Here is a 14,576-nt window from a genome sequence, read left to right on the forward strand (position 1 = left end):
GGGTCCCGGGGATTCGCCGACGGCGGAGGGCGGCCACCCGTCAGCTGCCGGGGAGCCGGGAGACGGAGGGGTCGACCTGCTGGAAGGAGTCCGGGAACTCGGCGCGCAGCCGCACCAGCTCGCGGGCGAAGGCGTCCAGGTCCCGGTCCTCCTGGCTGACCGGCTGCCACTGCCGGGCCGGCAGCGCGTGCCCCTGGTCGTCGAGGGCGACCATCACCATCAGGCAGTTGGTGGTCAGCTCCAGCTCGCCGGTGGCGGGGTCCCCGGACCAGCAGTTCACGGAGATGTGCAGGCCGCGGGCCGCCGTGTGGATGAGCCGTGCCCGGACCTCCACGAGGTGGCCGATGTGCATGGGCCGGTAGAACCGCACGCCTCCGGCGTACACGGCGATGACCGGGCGCCCCGCCCACCGGGCCCCGCACACGTAGGCGGCCTCGTCGATCCAGCGCATGGCCGTGCCGCCGTGCACCTTCCCGCCCCAGTTGATGTCGGTCGGGGCGGCGAGGAAGCGCAGCACGGTCTCCTCGGCCGTGCCCTCGTCCGTGTACCGCTGCTCGGACATCAGCTCCTCGATGCTGTTGCGCAGCGCGATCCGCCGCTGCGTGACCGCCGACTGCCGGCGCTCGTACTCGGTCTCGGGCGCCCACTGCGGGACGGGGGTGGGCCGGCCGTCCCCGTCCACGGCGACCATGATGATCAGGCACGTGTCCTTGAGCGTCACCCCGTGCTCGCGGGGGTCCGCGGAGGCCACCTCCACCCGGATGTGCATCGAGCTCCGGCCGGTGTGCACGATCTTGGCGGAGACCTCGACCATGTCGCCCACGCACACCGGGCGGTCGAAGTGGATGTTGCCGACGTACGCCGTGACGCAGTAGGCCCGGGACCAGCCCACGGCGCACGCGTACGCGGCCTTGTCGATCCATTCGAGGACCGCCCGCCGTCCACGGTGCCGGTGCGCCCGGCGTCGGTGGGGGCGGCGAGGAAGCGGAGAACGGCGGTGTCGCGTGCGGCCATGCCCCCAGTGTGGCACGGCCCACGGCGCCGGACCCCGGTGACGGGCCGTGCGGCGCCGGACCGTGCGGCGGCGGACCGTGCGGCGCCGGGCCGTGCGACGCCGGATCCAGCGGCGCCCGCCGGCGCCGGCCACCGCGGGGCTCACCCCACCAGCGGCGCCCACGCGTTGAGCCGGCGGAGCATGTCCGACTTCTTCCGGGCGTGGCCCTCCATCCGGACCAGGATGTCGTCGAGGGCCTCGATCGCGTCCACCACGAACGGGCCCTTGTTGAGCATGACGCACTCGGCACGCTGGCCCATCGCGGCGTCCGTGACCTCGGCCCGGGAGGGCAGGCCCTTCTTGGCGAGGGACTCCAGGACCTGGGTGGCCCAGACGACGGGCACGTGCCCCGCCTCGCACAGCCACAGGATCTCCTCCTGCACCTCGGCGAGCCGTTCGAAGCCGGCCTCCACGGCCAGGTCCCCGCGGGCGATCATCACGCCCACGTCCTGCCACCGCATGGCCTCCAGCAGCATGGGCGGCAGCGACTCGAAACCGCCCACGGTCTCGATCTTCAGGGTGATGTCCAGGGCGGTGGTGCCGATCCCCTCGAGCTCCTGCAGCAGGTCCGTCACGTCCTCCCGCGAGCGCACGAAGGACATGTTGACGATGTCGGCGTGCTCGGCGACGAAGGGCAGGTGGGACCGGTCCTCGTCGGTGAGCGCGCGGATGCGCAGGTCCGTCTCGGGGAGGTTGATGCCCTTCCCGGCCTTGAGCTTGGTGCCGCCGGGGCCGGCCTGCAGCACCTCCAGCGTGATCTCGTGCGGGTCCACGGCGGTGATCCGGCAGCGGATCCTCCCGTCGTCGATCCAGGCGGGCTGGCCCTCCCGGGCGTCCGTGAAGACCTCGGGCAGGGAGCAGCCGATCCGGTACGGTCCCTCGCCGCGGACGGGGACGGGCGTGAGGTCCCGGGTCAGGACCACGGTGTCCCCCGCGCGCACGCGCAGGGACTGCTCGACGGCGGGCAGCTCGCCGAGCACGCCCTCCGTGCCGTCCTCGGCGGCGACGGCCAGGCCCGTGGCGAAGTACACGGTCTTGGAGCACTCGACCAGCACGCCGGGTCCGGTGGCCTCGACCACCCGCAGCGTCCGCCCGGAGCCGCGCGCGTCCTTGAGCCGCAGCCGCTCCCCCGGGATGCGGGCCGCGGTCCAGGCGGCGTCGGCCACGGGAACGGCCGGGGCGTCGTCGTCCACCGCGGGATCCGCCTCGCCCAGCCACAGGCGGGCGGGGGTGGTGACCCGGCCGCTGCTGTCCCGGACGGGCTTGATCTTCTCGACCTGCGGTCCGGGCTCGATCGGCCCGGTGCGCAGCTTGGGCCCGGCGAGGTCCATGGCCACGCGGACCTCCCGGTCCGCGGTGCGCTCGGCGGCGCGGACGTGCCCCACCATGGCCGCCCACTGCTCGGGGCCGTCGTGCGCGCAGTTGATCCGGGCCACGTCCATGCCGGCGCGGACCATGTCCTCGACCAGCCGGGGGTCGGCGGCGGCCTCCGACGGGAGGGTGACCATGATCCGGGTGCTGCGCCCGTCCCGGCCGGGGCCGAGCAGCGCGGCGGTGTTGCGGCGCAGGATCTCGGCGCCGGGCGGGCCGGTCTCCCCGGGCGCCGTGGCGGCCTCGGGCAGCTCCACGTCCTCCTCGGACCGGCCGGCGAGCACCCGCAGGGTCTCCAGCACCGCGCCCAGGTGGCTCAGCACGCCCGCCTCCATCCGCCCGAGGGAGGACAGGCCCAGAGCGCTCAGGTCCCGCTGCAGGTCCCGCACGTCCTGGCTGCGCACGGCCACGTAGTCCACGAGGTTCAGCGCGGAGCGGCGGTGGCGGGAGTTCACGCGCTCCAGCTGCGGCACGGCCGCGCCGCGGGCCCGCACCACCACGTCGACCAGGGCGAGGACGCGGTCGAGCAGCTCCGAGGCCCGCTGCTGCCGGTCGGTGGTGGTCGCCACGGCCTGCTCCTCCCCGCGGCCGCGGGCGGAGCCCGCCCGGCCGCCGTCGATCCGCTGACTCCCCATGATCCTCCTCGTCCGCGCCGCTGTCAGCGCCGCTGTCAGCGCCGACCGTAGCGGGTCCGGGCGAACGGCGGCTGAACGCGAGGAGACCGGGCCCCGGACGGAGAGGACAGGACTCCTCGGCGGCCGTCCCCTCGGCGGGCTAGGCTCGTGCGGACGCCACCGACCCGTCCGCCCCACGGCGGGCGGGCGGCCCCGCCACCGGAAGGAACCACCGTGATCAGCTCGGAGAACGTCAGGGCCTACGTGGAGCGCATGGCCTCGGGAGAGCCCGCCCCCGGCGGCGGGGCTGCGGGGGCGCTGCAGGCGGCCCTGGGCGCGGCCCTGCTCGCGATGTCCGCCCGCTACTCCACCGGCTCCGAGCACGCCGCCGATGCGGCGGCCCGCGCCGAGGCGCTGATCCCGCGCGCGCTGGGCCTGGCGGACGCCGACGCCGAGGCCTTCGGCGCGCTCTCGGAGGCCTACGCCCTGCCCCACGACAGCGACGAGGAGAAGGCGGAGCGCTCGCGGGCGGTGCAGGAGGCCACGGCCGGTGCCGCGCGGCCGCCGCGGGAGCTGATCGGGGTGGGCGCCGAGGTCGTCGGGCTCGCGCGCGAGCTGACCGGCTGGTGCAACCCCAACGTCCTCAGCGACGTGGCGGCGGCCTCCGAGGCGGCCCGGGCCGCCGTGGCGACGGCCCTGGTCACCCTCGAGATCAACGTCCGGTCGCTGAAGGACGCCGCGACCCGGGAGGAGCTGCGCGCGGGCCTCGCCGAGGGCGAGCAGGCCGTCGAGGACGCCGCGGAGCTCACGCGGCGGATCCGCGAGCGCGTCCGGGGCTGACGGGCGGGGCCGACGGGCGGGCCTCCGCTCAGGGATCCCCGGCGGTCCGGGGCGTGGCGGACGGGGGCGCGGCGGGGCGGCGCACCCAGAACGAGCCGACGACGGCGAGCAGCGAGATGGCCGCGCCGCACCGGAAGGCCGTCCGGACCCCGGCGGCGGCGGCCTCGGCCCCGGCCGCGTCCGAGGCCGCCGTGCCGAGGGTCATGACGGTGATGAACAGCGCGGCGCCGGCGGCGCCGGCGACCTGCTGGACGGTGCCGACCACGGCGGAGCCGTGGGCGTGCAGGGACTGCGGCAGCGCACCGAGGCCGGCGGTGAACAGGGGGGTGAAGACGAGGGCGAGGCCTGCGCTCAGCACCACGTGGGCGAGCAGCACGGCCGGGACCGGGGTGGTCCCCGAGACGAGGGTGAGGCCCCACAGGGCGCCGCTGACCACCACCGTGCCGGGCACGAGCAGCACGGCCGGGCCGGAGCGGTCGTACACCCGCCCCACTCCCGGCGCGAGCAGGCCCATGACCAATCCGCCCGGCAGCAGCAGGAGCCCGGTGGCCAGCGGGTCGAGGCCCTGCACGTTCTGCAGGTACAGGGGCAGCACCAGGAGCGTGCCGAACAGGGCGGTGACGCTGAGGCCGAGCACCACGGTCGCCACGGTGAAGGTCCGCGAGCCGAAGGTCCGCAGGTCCAGCAGGGCCCGGTCCGTGCGCTGGAGCCGGAGCTGACGGCGCACGAAGAGGGTGAGCGCGGCGGCGCCCACGCCCAGCGGTGCCCACGCCGGGACGGCCGCCGCCGCCCCCTCCCCGAGGGTGCTCAGGCCGTGGACGAGCCCGCCGAAGCCGAGGGCGGAGAGCACCACGGACGCGACGTCGAGGGAGGCCGCCCGGGGCTCCGTCACGTCCGGCATCCGCAGCGCCCCGAGCGCCAGCGCCGCCAGGGCCACCGGCAGCACGGCGAGGAACATCCAGCGCCAGTCCAGCACGCTGAGGATGACCCCGGAGATCGACGGGCCCACGGCCGGGGCCACGGAGATGACGATCGAGATGTTGCCCATGACGCGGCCCTGCCGGGTGGGCGCCACGAGCGTCAGCACCGTGGTCATCAGCAGCGGCAGCATGATGGCCGTGCCGCCGGCCTGGACGACCCTCCCCGCGAGCAGGACGCCGAAGCCCGGCGCCGCGGCGCAGATCAGCGTGCCGGAGCTGAACAGGCCCATCGCCGCGAGGAACACCGTCCGGGTGCGCAGGCGCTGGAGGAGGTACCCGGTGACCGGGATGACCACGGCCATCGTGAGCATGAAGGCCGTGGTCAGCCACTGGCCGGCGACCGCGGTGATCGACAGGCTCTGCATCAGGCTCGGCAGCGCGACGCCCATGATCGTCTCGTTGAGGATCACGACGAAGGTGGAGGCGAGCAGCAGGCCGATGACCAGGCGGTCGCGGGCCGCCGTCTCCGTCCCGGGGGCCGCCGCAAACCCCTGGGGCCCCGGCGCGGCGGGCGGGGCCGGCCGGCGGGGCACGGGAGCGGGCGCACCCGGGGGCGCGGGCGCACCCGTCGGGGCGGGCAGGGGGACGTCGTGGGCCATGGGCAGGTTCCTTCGGGCGAGGGGAGGGTGCCGCCCGCACGGCGGGGAGGACGACACCGACAGATCCTAGCCCCGGGGAGAATGGTGGGCATGCGCAGATACCTCAAGGACGCCGGCGTGCACGCCGAGATCGGCCCGGACGGCCTCACCGAGGGCGGGTTCGTGCTGTCCATCGGCGGTGCCGAGCAGTCCCACGTGGACCTCGTCCGCCCCCGGGAGCTCTTCTACGAGTACCTGCGGCGGATCGGCAACGTCGTCGACGTCGTGGCGGCACCGGGCGCACCGGTCACCGCGGTCCATCTCGGGGCCGGGGCCCTGACGCTCGCCCGGTACGTGGCCGTGACCCGGCCCGGGTCCGCCCAGGTCGCCGTGGAGCTCGAGCGGGAGCTGCCCGCGTTCGTGCTCGAGGCGCTGCCCCTGCCCGCGGGAGCGGACGTGCGGATCGTCGTCGACGACGCCCGGGCGGCCCTACCGGACGTCGTCGCCCCCGGGACCGCGGACCTCGTGGTCCTCGACGTCTTCTCGGGCCGGGACGCCCCGGCCCATCTCACGGAGGCCTCCTTCTACGCCGAGGCCGCCGGGCTGCTGGCGCCCGGCGGGGTGCTGGTCGTCAACGTGGGCGACGACCCCGGGCTGGCGTTCTTCGCCGGCCAGGCGCGGGCGATGCGGGAGGCCCTCGCCGACGTGTGGTGCCTCGCCGAGGAGCGGCTGCTCACAGGACGCTACCCGGGCAACCTCGTCCTCGTGGGCGGTCGCCGGGCCCTCCCCCGGGAGTGGGCGGACGCCTTCGCCGCAGCCGGGCCGCACCCGGCGGGCGTGCTGGACGGGCTCGGCCTGGAGGAACTGCTCGGGCGGCTGTAGCGTGGGTCACACCGCCGAGCCGAGGAGCACGCCGTGAGCACCGCCGAGCACACCACCGGGACCGTCCCCGGCAGCAGCACCGTCCTGGAGTCCGTTCCCGCGATCGCGGGCGAGACGACCTCCCGCGTGGCCCTGACGCCGGCCGCGGTGGAGCTGCTCGGCAGGCTGCGGGAGGTCCACGGCCGGCTGATGTTCCACCAGTCCGGCGGGTGCTGCGACGGCTCGGCGCCGATGTGCTATCCGGCCGGGGACTTCCTGACGGGTCCCGCGGACGTGCTGCTGGGCGTGTTCACGCTGCCCGGTGACCCGGACACGGCCGAGCTCGAGTTCTGGATCTCGCGCGAGCAGTTCGAGTACTGGAAGCACACCCAGCTCACGGTGGACGTGGTGGAGGGGCGTGGTTCCGGGTTCTCGGTGGAGGCGCCGGAGGGCAAGCGGTTCCTGATCCGCTCGGCGCTCAGGCAGGATCCGGCCGGCTCCTGAGCCGGCCCTGCTCGTCGAAGGACGGGCCCCGGGCGTGGACCGGGAAGGTCGTGAAGGCCGGGACCTCGTAGGGGTGGGCCCCGGCCATGGCCCGCAGCACGCGCTCGCGCTCGGCCGCCGGGTACAGCGTCTCGATGCGGACCTCCTCGACCTCCTGGGGCGTCCCGACGGTTCCCACGGCCGGGTGCGCGCCGGGCAGCGGCGTGAACCGCCCGGTGCCGCGGCTCACGAACGCGGTGTGGGAGTAGTGGCCGGAGCGGCCGGCGCCGGCGTCGCCGAGGGCCTGCAGGACCTGCTCGGCGTGGGTGGCGGGGACGAACACGACCAGGCAGTGCTGCTCGGGCTCCGCGGGCTCAGGGGTCATGGGGCGCGCACACCTCCCGCTCCTGGTGGTCGGCGGGCTCCAGCTGGATCGTGGAGTGCTGGACGGACACGGGGAAGTGCTCGGCCACGCACCGCTGGATCCGGCCCAGCGCCTCCGCGGAGCCGCCCGAGTAGAAGTACTCCTCCTCGAGCACCACGTGGGCGGTGAGCACGGGCAGGTCGGAGGAGATCCGGGACGCGTGCAGGTCGTGGACCTCCACCACGTGCGGCAGCTCGAGGATGTGCCCGCGGACGTCGTCGACGTCGAGCCCGGGGGGCACGCTCTCCATCAGCACGGACAGGGACTCCACGAGCAGCCGGATGGTGCGGGGCACGATGAGCGCGCCGATGAGCAGCGCGACCACGGCGTCCGCCTGCATCCAGCCCGTGAGGGTGATGACGACGGCCGCGACGATCACGGCGACCGAGCCCAGGGCGTCGTTGCGCACCTCGAGCATCGCCGCGCGGAGGTTGAGGTTGCTGCGCCGGCCCCCGAAGAGCACGAGCATCGCCACGAGGTTGCCGACCAGCCCCAGGACGCCGAAGACCAGCAGCTCGGCCGAGGCCACCGGGTGCGGCTCCAGGAACCGGCGCACGCCCTCCACCAGCACGAACAGTCCCACGGCCAGCAGCACCCCGGCTTGGAGGGCCGCGGCCACGATCTCCGCGCGCCGCCAGCCCCACGTGCGCCGGGCGCTCGGCGGGCGCAGGGTCAGCTGCGCGGCGACCAGCGCGAGCAGCAGCCCGCCGGCGTCGGTGAGCACGTGGGCGGTGTCGATGAGCAGCGCCAGGGAGCCCGTCCACAGGGCGCCGACGAGCTGGACGACGAACAGCCCCACGGTGATCCCGAAGGCGGTGGCGATCCGCCACCGGTCGGTGCCGGGACCGGCGTGGGCGTGGCCGGCCCCGTGGTCGTGCCCGTCCCCCGCGCGACCGCGGTCCCGGGTGTGCTCGTGCGCCATGGCTCCATCGTAGGACGGCGGCGCGGTGCCGCGCGGGTCAGGCGGTGTCGAACCCGCGGAACTCCCCGGTGGCGGGACCGTAGTGGGAGTCCACCTTCATGACGGCCCCGGGCGTGCCGCCGCCGTTGAGGGACTTGAGCAGGTCCCGCACGGCGTGCCGGGGGCCCTCGGCGATCACCCCCACGGTGCCGTCCGAGTTGTTGACGGCCGAACCGCTCAGGCCCAGCTCCCCGGCGCGGCGGGCGGTCCAGAAGCGGAAGCCGACGCCCTGCACGGAGCCGTGCACCACGGCGGTCAGGCGCAGGTCCTCCTCGGGGTCCAGGGGCTCGGGGTCGCGGCCGGCGGAGGCGCCCGAGTGGATCGGCGGCAGGCTCACAGGTCCACCACCGTGGACTCGCCGGCGTCGACCTGCTCGCCCGTGGCCCGGGCCTTCGCCCAGCGCAGCGCGGTGGCCACCGTCCCCGGGCTGCGCCAGTGCTCGGCGGTCTCCGTGCGCACGCGCAGCACCACCAGACCGGGGGTCGCGGGACCGTCCGGGTAGTAGGCCGTCAGCGCGTCGGACCACAGCCCGTCGAGCACCGCCCGGTCCTCGACCACCTCGGCGGCCCCGGAGACGGAGACCCACTCGTGGTCGCCCACGAAGGCGACGTTGACGGCGTCGTGGGCCGCCACGTCCCGGACCGCGGAGGTGTCGCTGCTGGTGACGAAGGCGAGGTCCTCCCCCGGGGCGACGTCGACCACGGTCATCGGACGGCTGACGAGCTTACCGGTCGGCTCCGTGGTGCTGAGCATGCCGACCCGGGTGCGGTTCACGAACTCGACGATGTGCTGGATGTCATCCTGGTGCGTGTTCATGTGGTCAGACTAGGGAACGACCGGGCCCCGTGGCAGGGTCCGGTCGAGGAATTCATCGTGGGCGGAACCGTGCGCCGGGGTGCGCCGGGGTGCGACCGGCGCGCCGTCGAGGCCGTCGCCCCCTCCCGCCCCCGCGCACACGGGGCGGCCGCCGCACCCGGGATCCGGGTCCGCGGCGGCCGCCCCGTGCGCGCGGCGCGCTCAGCCGGTCACGGCTGCACCTCGAGCGCGGCCGAGATGAGCGTGCCGCCGTCGGAGAACTCGATGGTCTTCCCGATGGTCGAGGGGTCGTCCAGCACGGCGGAGACCACGAGCGCCACGTTCGCCCGGGAGGTCTGGTGATCGCCGTCCCGCTCGCCCGTGGACACGTCGATCATGCCGGTGGCGTCGCCCTCCGTGAGGGCGCCGGGGCCCACGATGGTCCAGTCCAGCGAGGAGGCGCGCAGGTGGTCGTCGGCGTCGGCCTTGGCCTGGGCGTAGGCGTGGAAGGGGTCGTCCTCGGGGACGCCGTGGTCCTGGCCGGCCCCGAAGTAGGAGACCATGACGAAGCGCTTGGCGCCGGCCATCACGGCGGCGTCCATCGCGCGGATCGCCGCGTCCCGGTCCACGGCGTAGGTGCGCTCGGGGCTGCCGCCGCCCGCGCCGGCGCTCCACACGACGGCGTCCTGGCCCTCGAGCAGGTCGGCGAGCTGGGCGACCGACAGCTGCTCCACGTCGGCCACCACGGGGGTCGCCCCGGTGTTCTCGACGTCGTCCGTGTGGTCGGGGTTGCGGAAGATGCTCGTGACGTCGTTGCCGCCGGTCTTGAGCAGCTGGGCCAGGATGAGGGCGACCTTGCCGTGGCCGCCGATGATCGCAGTGCGGGTCATGTGATGTGCTCCTTGGGATGCTGAGGGGACGTTCTGTGCTCCCCCCGACGCTAGCCGTCTCCCGGCCGCCACGACACAGCTCACGCGGAGGGCGAAACCGGGAATGCGCCCGGAGCCCGCGCCCCTGGTCCTGCGACCCGGCCCTGCGACCCGGAGCGGCAGGGCCCGGCCTCGGGTAGCCTCGGGGTGATCTGATCCCTGTCCCCGACCGGAGGCCGCCCCGTGCTGATCTTCCAGCTCATGCTGTCCGCGATCGCCCTCGTCCTGCTGGTCGTCGCGCTGATCGACGGCGCGTGGACGCTCGCGCTCATCGCCGCCATGATGCTGATGGTTGCGCTGTCCGGCGTGTTCATCGCCCACCGCCGGGAGAAGCACCTGGGCCGGCGCTGAGGCCGGTCCAGCCCCTGCGCCACCGCCCGGCTGGGCTCCCGCGGAGCCCGGCCGGCTACTCCGCGGCCTCCTGGATGCCGGTCACCGCGGTGAGGATGAACACCGCGTCCTCCAGGGCCTCCACGGAGTGCCGCTCCGCGGGGATCACGTGCAGCTGCCCGGCGTCGAGCACCAGGTCCTCGCTCGAGGAGACCCGGATCCGCCCGTGGAGCACCTGCAGGCTGCCGGCGTACGGGGCGCTGTGCTCGGCCAGCACCGCGCCCTCCTTCAGCGCCAGGAGGGTCTGGCGCAGCACCTTCTGGTGCAGCAGTCGCTCCGAGCTGCGGCCGTGGCCGTTGTGCCGGGCCTCGTTGAGGTGCTGCAGGGCGATCTCGTTCAGGTGCTGCATGGTTCTCCTCCTGGGTAGGTGATCCGGTCCCCGTCGACCACGGCGAAGTCCCGCAGCGTCGCGGGGGTGAGCTTGCCGGGGCCCATGATGTGCTGCACGTCGTGCCCGCGCACCAGCAGCGCCTCGGCCACGAGCGAGCGGTGGCAGCGCCACCACACCGCCTCCGCGCACATGATCGCGACCGCACGGTCCTCGGCCAGCCGCTCGAGCTCGGCCAGGGCGGTCCGGAACTCGTCCGTCTGCATGTGGTCGGCGTAGCCGCGGAAGGACGCGTTGCGCCAGGCGGTGTTCACCGAGTCCTTCGAGGTGGGGCGCAGCCCGCCCAGTCCCTTGCAGTAGCCGTGCTCGATGCCGGCCGCCGCGAGCGTGCCGGGCAGCGTGTCGAGGTCGAACTGGGGGTTCGTGCGCGAGCGCGGCACCGTGCGGATGTCAACGAGGCGCCGCACACCGGACTCCCTCAGCAGCTCCACGAACTCCTCGGCGGAGCGGGTGGAGTGGCCCACGGTGTAGACGGTGTGCGCTCTCATGCTCCCCACCCTACTGACCGGGCCCGGGCGCGTCCCCGGCCCGACACGGTCCGCTCTGCGGGAGCCGGGCCCGGGACGTCACGCGCCGCCGGGGCCGGCCTCGGTCCAGCGGGCGGAGCCCCCGGGGGTCCTCCGGCCCGCGGCCGCCGAGGAGTTCCACGCCTCCCGGTCGGCCATGGTGAAGCGGCGGCCCGTCACCGTGGTCGGCACGACGCGGACGAACCGGTCCTTCAGTCCCTCCTGCCACGGGAACAGCGGCAGCTGCAGGGCCTCCATCAGGGCGTGGCCCGGCCGGACGCCCTCGGCGTGGCCCTTGAGGACCACGCTCCAGGCCGTGGCGGCCGCGGCGTCGTGCCCGTCGATCTCGAGGGCCACGGAACGGCCCTCGAGGGCGCCGCTCAGCTTCGTGCCGAGGCCCGAGCGGAAGACGATCGTGTCGCGGTCGACCACGTAGTTCACGGGGAAGATCTCCGGCGCCCCGTCCACCACCACGGCCAGCCGGGCGACGCCGTCCGCCCGCAGCAGCTCCCAGCAGTCCCCGGGCGCGAGCTCCTCCACGTCCTTGCGGTACCACTCCACCGTCGTCCCCTTCCCGTGCGCCTCGGCGGCCCGCCCGTGCCCGGCCACCACCTCCAACCTACGGTGCCGCCCCCGCCCAGGGAACAGCACCCGGGCCCCGGGACGTCCGCGACGGTGCCGGCGGCCCGGGCGTGGGAGAATCGGGCGCATGAGCGTGGTGATCGCGGGATGCGGAGACCTGGGCACGGAGATCGGGCTGCGGCTGGCCGAGCAGGGGCAGGAGGTGCTGGGCCTGCGCCGTCGCGCGGAACTGGTGCCGCCGCCCCTGACCGGGCTGCCGGTGGACCTGAGCACGGAGGTGCCCGAGCTGCCGGGCGACGTCGAGCTCCTCGTCGTCGCGACCGCCGCGGACGGGCGGACGCCCGAGGCCTACCGCGCGGCCTACCTCGACGGGCTGCGGCACGTGGCCGACGGTCTGCGCGCCGCCGGGGCCCTCCCGCGGCGCGCCGTGCTGATCTCCTCGACCGCCGTCTGCGGGGACGCCGACGGCGAGGAGGTCACCGAGGACACCCCGCCGGACCCCCGGACCCCCACCGCGCGGATCCTGCTGGAGACCGAGGAGCTGTTCCACGAGCAGTTCCCGCACGGCACGGTCCTGCGGCTGTCCGGCATCTACGGACCGGGCAGGACGCGGCTGATCGACAAGGTGCGCTCCGGGGACGGCGCGGCCGGGGCGGCCTGGACCAACCGGATCCACCGGGACGACGCCGCGGCCGCGGCCGTGCACCTGCTCACCATGGACGCCCAGCCGCTCACGCTGTACCTCGGCACGGACGACGAGCCCGTGCCCGAGCTCGAGGTGCTCGAGTTCCTGGCGCAGGAGCTGGACGTCCCCCGCCCCGAGGACGTCCCGGAGGCGGACGCACCGCCACGGGGCTCGAAGCGGCTGTCCAACGCCCGGCTGCGGGCGTCCGGGCTGCGGCTGCGCTACCCCACCTACCGGGAGGGCTACCGCGCGGTGCTCGCCGGGGAGGGCGTGCGCCACCCCTGACCGGTCCCCACCCGCAGGACGACGTCGCGCACCTCGTAGGCGGCGATCAGCTCCACCCACGAGACCCGCGGCGGGTGCTCGAGCTCCAGGGGCAGCCGCAGCAGGCGCTGCAGGAAGACGTCGGTCTCCTGGATCGCCAGGAACCCGCCCGGGCACCGGTGGGCGCCGTCCCCGAAGGACATGACCTCGGGCCTGATCCCCCGCGGCCGGGACCGCTCCGGGCACAGCTGCCGGGCGTCCTCCCCGAACGCCTGCTCGTCGCTGTTCGCCTGGCGGACGTAGAGGTCGAGCAGCGCCCCGGCGGGCACCTCGTGGCGCTCGGCACCGTCCTCCAGGACCAGCGCCCGGGTGGTGCGGCGGTAGAGGTGGCCCACCACCGGCTCCAGGCGCAGGATCTCGTGCAGGATGCCGTGCCGGGCCGGCTCCTCGGCGGCGAGGTACTCCTCCCGCAGCCGGTCGTCCTCCAGCAGGTGCCAGATGGCCACCGAGATGAACTCCCGGGTGGTGGCCATGCCGGCGGCGGCGTAGGTGACGCACTCCACGAGGATCTCCCGGTCCGTGCAGCCCTCGGCGAGCAGGTGCGAGACCACGTCCTCCCGGGGCTGCTCGCGCCGCGCCGTGATGGCCGGGCGCACGTCCCGGAGCCGGAAGGCGTTCATCGCCCAGATCGGCCGCAGGGATCCGAGGACGGTCCCCGCCCGGTCCCGGAGCCGGCCCAGCGGGCCGCCGGCGGGCCCGCCGGCCGGACCGGTGGCGGGGCCGCTGAAGAAGCGCTCCAGACGCCGTGACATCCCGTCGATGTCCGAGTTCGTCAGCCCCACGACCTGCGCGGCGACCTCCACGGAGTAGCGCAGGGTGACCGCGGACAGCTCCGCCCGCCCCTCCTGCCGGATCCGCTCGACCAGCTCGTCGGCCCGCTCCTCCATCAGGTCGCGGTAGCGGCGGCTCACCGCCGCCGGGGTGAAGAACCGTGCGGTGGCGGTGCGCTGACGCCGGTGCTCGGGGCCGTCCGCGTAGAGCACGGGCGGGTGGTCGCCGGTGAGCCCCTTGCGGGCCGTCTCCGCGCTGAACCCGGCCTGGACCGTGGCGTCGGCCTCCCGCAGCACCTGGCGGACCAGCGGCAGGGACCGCACGTGCCACGTCCCGTCGAGGACCTCGACCCCCGGCGTGCCGGACTCTCCGGGCGGGGCGGTCCGGCGCCGGTCGCCGTGCGGGACGGGGCAGCGGGTCTCGGGACGGGCACGGTCGCTCATGGGCTCATGCTAGTCGCGCGGGGCGACGGCGGGCCGGTGCGCGGCCCCCGCCGTGTTCTCCCGGCCGGAGTGCCGCCGCGGCTCTGCCGCCGGGGCGGGCGGGGTCTCAGATCCGGTCCGCCCGGTCGTTCTCGATCTGCGCCGTGGCGGGGAGGACCAGGGAGGAGGAGGGCCCGTCCAGCACGATCAGCAGCACCCGCAGGTCCGCCCCGGAGAGGTACGCCCCCACCAGGCGGTGGTTGGAGTCGAGCACCACGAGCGAGTCCTCGGTCCGGTAGGCCGGGACGGTCAGCTGGATCGGTCCCGACTCCTGCGCGAACTCCTCCCGCATGTGCTCGATCTTCTCCTGCCGGTCCCCCGGCCACTGCTTCCCGGCGGCCTGGGCGAGGGTCTGCGGCCGGTGCTGGGGGTGCGACCACTCCCCCGGGTTGCCCTCCGGGTCCACGTGCCAGACGGTGTAGAGCTCACCGAGCTCCTGCCGGGAGGCGACCACGAGGTCCTCGACCCGGGTGTTCCCGTCGTCCAGCGCGTCCCAGTCGAGCCAGGCCCGGATGTCGTCGCCGAACAGGGTCCTGAAATCCGCAACGTCCATGAGGA

At 75.0% G+C, this 14,576-nt stretch carries 18 protein-coding genes; 5 read left to right on the top strand and 13 right to left on the bottom strand.

Features of this window, described 5'->3' with window-relative positions; translation table 11 throughout:
- Positions 1-40: 40 nt before the first annotated feature.
- A complete protein-coding gene (locus tag QYM41_RS00620) occupies positions 41-892 on the bottom strand; it encodes an acyl-CoA thioesterase (protein WP_368797801.1) in 852 nt (283 codons plus the stop codon).
- Between the two features lie 263 nt (positions 893-1,155).
- Entirely contained in the window at positions 1,156-3,060 is a 1,905-nt protein-coding gene (locus QYM41_RS00625) for a pyruvate kinase (protein WP_368797802.1), read from the bottom strand.
- A 213-nt stretch (positions 3,061-3,273) separates the two neighbouring features.
- Here QYM41_RS00625 and QYM41_RS00630 point away from each other — a divergent pair, with 213 nt between their 5' ends.
- Positions 3,274-3,879 carry a cyclodeaminase/cyclohydrolase family protein gene (locus tag QYM41_RS00630; RefSeq protein ID WP_368797803.1) on the top strand — a complete coding sequence of 202 codons (606 nt, stop codon included), beginning with the start codon at positions 3,274-3,276 and terminating at the stop codon, positions 3,877-3,879.
- Between the two features lie 28 nt (positions 3,880-3,907).
- On the opposite strand, the gene QYM41_RS00635 is transcribed toward QYM41_RS00630, so the two are convergent.
- Positions 3,908-5,458 carry a DHA2 family efflux MFS transporter permease subunit gene (locus QYM41_RS00635; protein ID WP_368797804.1) on the bottom strand — a complete coding sequence of 517 codons (1,551 nt, stop codon included), beginning with the start codon at positions 5,456-5,458 and terminating at the stop codon, positions 3,908-3,910.
- 90 nt (positions 5,459-5,548) lie between these two features.
- Here QYM41_RS00635 and QYM41_RS00640 point away from each other — a divergent pair, with 90 nt between their 5' ends.
- The gene (locus tag QYM41_RS00640) at positions 5,549-6,319 is read left to right on the top strand and encodes a spermidine synthase (RefSeq protein WP_368797805.1); all 771 of its coding nucleotides are present in this window, start codon (positions 5,549-5,551) and stop codon (positions 6,317-6,319) included.
- A 33-nt stretch (positions 6,320-6,352) separates the two neighbouring features.
- Positions 6,353-6,802, top strand: coding sequence for a DUF779 domain-containing protein (locus tag QYM41_RS00645; RefSeq protein ID WP_368797806.1), 450 nt, complete (start codon positions 6,353-6,355; stop codon positions 6,800-6,802).
- Here the strand turns inward: QYM41_RS00645 and QYM41_RS00650 are convergent.
- The 5 genes from QYM41_RS00650 to QYM41_RS00670 form a co-directional block, all read right to left on the bottom strand.
- A complete protein-coding gene (locus tag QYM41_RS00650) occupies positions 6,777-7,166 on the bottom strand; it encodes a YqfO family protein (RefSeq protein ID WP_368797807.1) in 390 nt (129 codons plus the stop codon). The two genes, QYM41_RS00645 and QYM41_RS00650, sit on opposite strands and share 26 nt — an antisense overlap.
- Complete coding sequence (locus QYM41_RS00655) at positions 7,156-8,127, bottom strand: cation diffusion facilitator family transporter (RefSeq protein ID WP_368797808.1); 972 nt, start codon at positions 8,125-8,127, stop codon at positions 7,156-7,158. Before QYM41_RS00655 ends, QYM41_RS00650 begins: the two co-directional genes overlap by 11 nt.
- Before the next feature lie 37 nt (positions 8,128-8,164).
- Positions 8,165-8,503: an acylphosphatase gene (locus QYM41_RS00660; RefSeq protein WP_368797809.1), complete on the bottom strand. Its 339-nt coding sequence runs from the start codon at positions 8,501-8,503 to the stop codon at positions 8,165-8,167.
- Positions 8,500-8,982 (bottom strand): pyridoxamine 5'-phosphate oxidase family protein, encoded by a 483-nt coding sequence (locus QYM41_RS00665; protein WP_368797810.1) that lies wholly within the window; start codon positions 8,980-8,982, stop codon positions 8,500-8,502. Before QYM41_RS00665 ends, QYM41_RS00660 begins: the two co-directional genes overlap by 4 nt.
- A gap of 209 nt (positions 8,983-9,191) precedes the next feature.
- Entirely contained in the window at positions 9,192-9,851 is a 660-nt protein-coding gene (locus QYM41_RS00670) for an SDR family oxidoreductase (RefSeq protein ID WP_368797811.1), read from the bottom strand.
- A 222-nt stretch (positions 9,852-10,073) separates the two neighbouring features.
- On the opposite strand from QYM41_RS00670, the gene QYM41_RS00675 reads away from it, so the two are divergent.
- The gene (locus QYM41_RS00675) at positions 10,074-10,241 is read left to right on the top strand and encodes a hypothetical protein (protein ID WP_368797812.1); all 168 of its coding nucleotides are present in this window, start codon (positions 10,074-10,076) and stop codon (positions 10,239-10,241) included.
- A 55-nt stretch (positions 10,242-10,296) separates the two neighbouring features.
- Here the strand turns inward: QYM41_RS00675 and QYM41_RS00680 are convergent, their stop codons facing one another.
- The 3 genes from QYM41_RS00680 to QYM41_RS00690 form a co-directional block, all read right to left on the bottom strand.
- Positions 10,297-10,629 carry a cupin domain-containing protein gene (locus tag QYM41_RS00680; RefSeq protein WP_368797813.1) on the bottom strand — a complete coding sequence of 111 codons (333 nt, stop codon included), beginning with the start codon at positions 10,627-10,629 and terminating at the stop codon, positions 10,297-10,299.
- Positions 10,617-11,156, bottom strand: coding sequence for a DUF488 domain-containing protein (locus QYM41_RS00685; RefSeq protein ID WP_368797814.1), 540 nt, complete (start codon positions 11,154-11,156; stop codon positions 10,617-10,619). The genes QYM41_RS00680 and QYM41_RS00685 overlap by 13 nt, the downstream gene beginning before the upstream one ends.
- A 78-nt stretch (positions 11,157-11,234) precedes the next feature.
- Complete coding sequence (locus QYM41_RS00690; protein ID WP_368797815.1) at positions 11,235-11,735, bottom strand: pyridoxamine 5'-phosphate oxidase family protein; 501 nt, start codon at positions 11,733-11,735, stop codon at positions 11,235-11,237.
- Between the two features lie 148 nt (positions 11,736-11,883).
- Here QYM41_RS00690 and QYM41_RS00695 point away from each other — a divergent pair, with 148 nt between their 5' ends.
- Entirely contained in the window at positions 11,884-12,726 is an 843-nt protein-coding gene (locus QYM41_RS00695) for an NAD-dependent epimerase/dehydratase family protein (RefSeq protein WP_368797816.1), read from the top strand.
- Here QYM41_RS00695 and QYM41_RS00700 read toward each other — a convergent pair.
- Positions 12,684-13,979 carry a cytochrome P450 gene (locus QYM41_RS00700; protein ID WP_368797817.1) on the bottom strand — a complete coding sequence of 432 codons (1,296 nt, stop codon included), beginning with the start codon at positions 13,977-13,979 and terminating at the stop codon, positions 12,684-12,686. The two genes, QYM41_RS00695 and QYM41_RS00700, sit on opposite strands and share 43 nt — an antisense overlap.
- Before the next feature lie 106 nt (positions 13,980-14,085).
- The gene (locus QYM41_RS00705) at positions 14,086-14,571 is read right to left on the bottom strand and encodes a hypothetical protein (RefSeq protein WP_368797818.1); all 486 of its coding nucleotides are present in this window, start codon (positions 14,569-14,571) and stop codon (positions 14,086-14,088) included.
- Positions 14,572-14,576: the final 5 nt, after the last annotated feature.

Origin of the sequence: Kocuria oxytropis (genome assembly GCF_040981195.1) — a bacterium.
Lineage (GTDB): Bacteria > Actinomycetota > Actinomycetes > Actinomycetales > Micrococcaceae > Kocuria > Kocuria oxytropis.

What these genes read in the sequence shown, in the direction of transcription:
- QYM41_RS00640 (WP_368797805.1), top strand. Translation starts at nt 5,549, where the DNA reads ATGCGCAGATACCTCAAGGACGCCGGCGTGCACGCCGAGATCGGCCCG.
- QYM41_RS00650 (WP_368797807.1), bottom strand. Translation starts at nt 7,166, where the DNA reads ATGACCCCTGAGCCCGCGGAGCCCGAGCAGCACTGCCTGGTCGTGTTC.
- QYM41_RS00700 (WP_368797817.1), bottom strand. Translation starts at nt 13,979, where the DNA reads ATGAGCGACCGTGCCCGTCCCGAGACCCGCTGCCCCGTCCCGCACGGC.
- QYM41_RS00670 (WP_368797811.1), bottom strand. Translation starts at nt 9,851, where the DNA reads ATGACCCGCACTGCGATCATCGGCGGCCACGGCAAGGTCGCCCTCATC.
- QYM41_RS00705 (WP_368797818.1), bottom strand. Translation starts at nt 14,571, where the DNA reads ATGGACGTTGCGGATTTCAGGACCCTGTTCGGCGACGACATCCGGGCC.
- QYM41_RS00635 (WP_368797804.1), bottom strand. Translation starts at nt 5,458, where the DNA reads ATGGCCCACGACGTCCCCCTGCCCGCCCCGACGGGTGCGCCCGCGCCC.
- QYM41_RS00680 (WP_368797813.1), bottom strand. Translation starts at nt 10,629, where the DNA reads ATGCAGCACCTGAACGAGATCGCCCTGCAGCACCTCAACGAGGCCCGG.
- QYM41_RS00685 (WP_368797814.1), bottom strand. Translation starts at nt 11,156, where the DNA reads ATGAGAGCGCACACCGTCTACACCGTGGGCCACTCCACCCGCTCCGCC.
- QYM41_RS00695 (WP_368797816.1), top strand. Translation starts at nt 11,884, where the DNA reads ATGAGCGTGGTGATCGCGGGATGCGGAGACCTGGGCACGGAGATCGGG.
- QYM41_RS00655 (WP_368797808.1), bottom strand. Translation starts at nt 8,127, where the DNA reads ATGGCGCACGAGCACACCCGGGACCGCGGTCGCGCGGGGGACGGGCAC.
- QYM41_RS00665 (WP_368797810.1), bottom strand. Translation starts at nt 8,982, where the DNA reads ATGAACACGCACCAGGATGACATCCAGCACATCGTCGAGTTCGTGAAC.
- QYM41_RS00625 (WP_368797802.1), bottom strand. Translation starts at nt 3,060, where the DNA reads ATGGGGAGTCAGCGGATCGACGGCGGCCGGGCGGGCTCCGCCCGCGGC.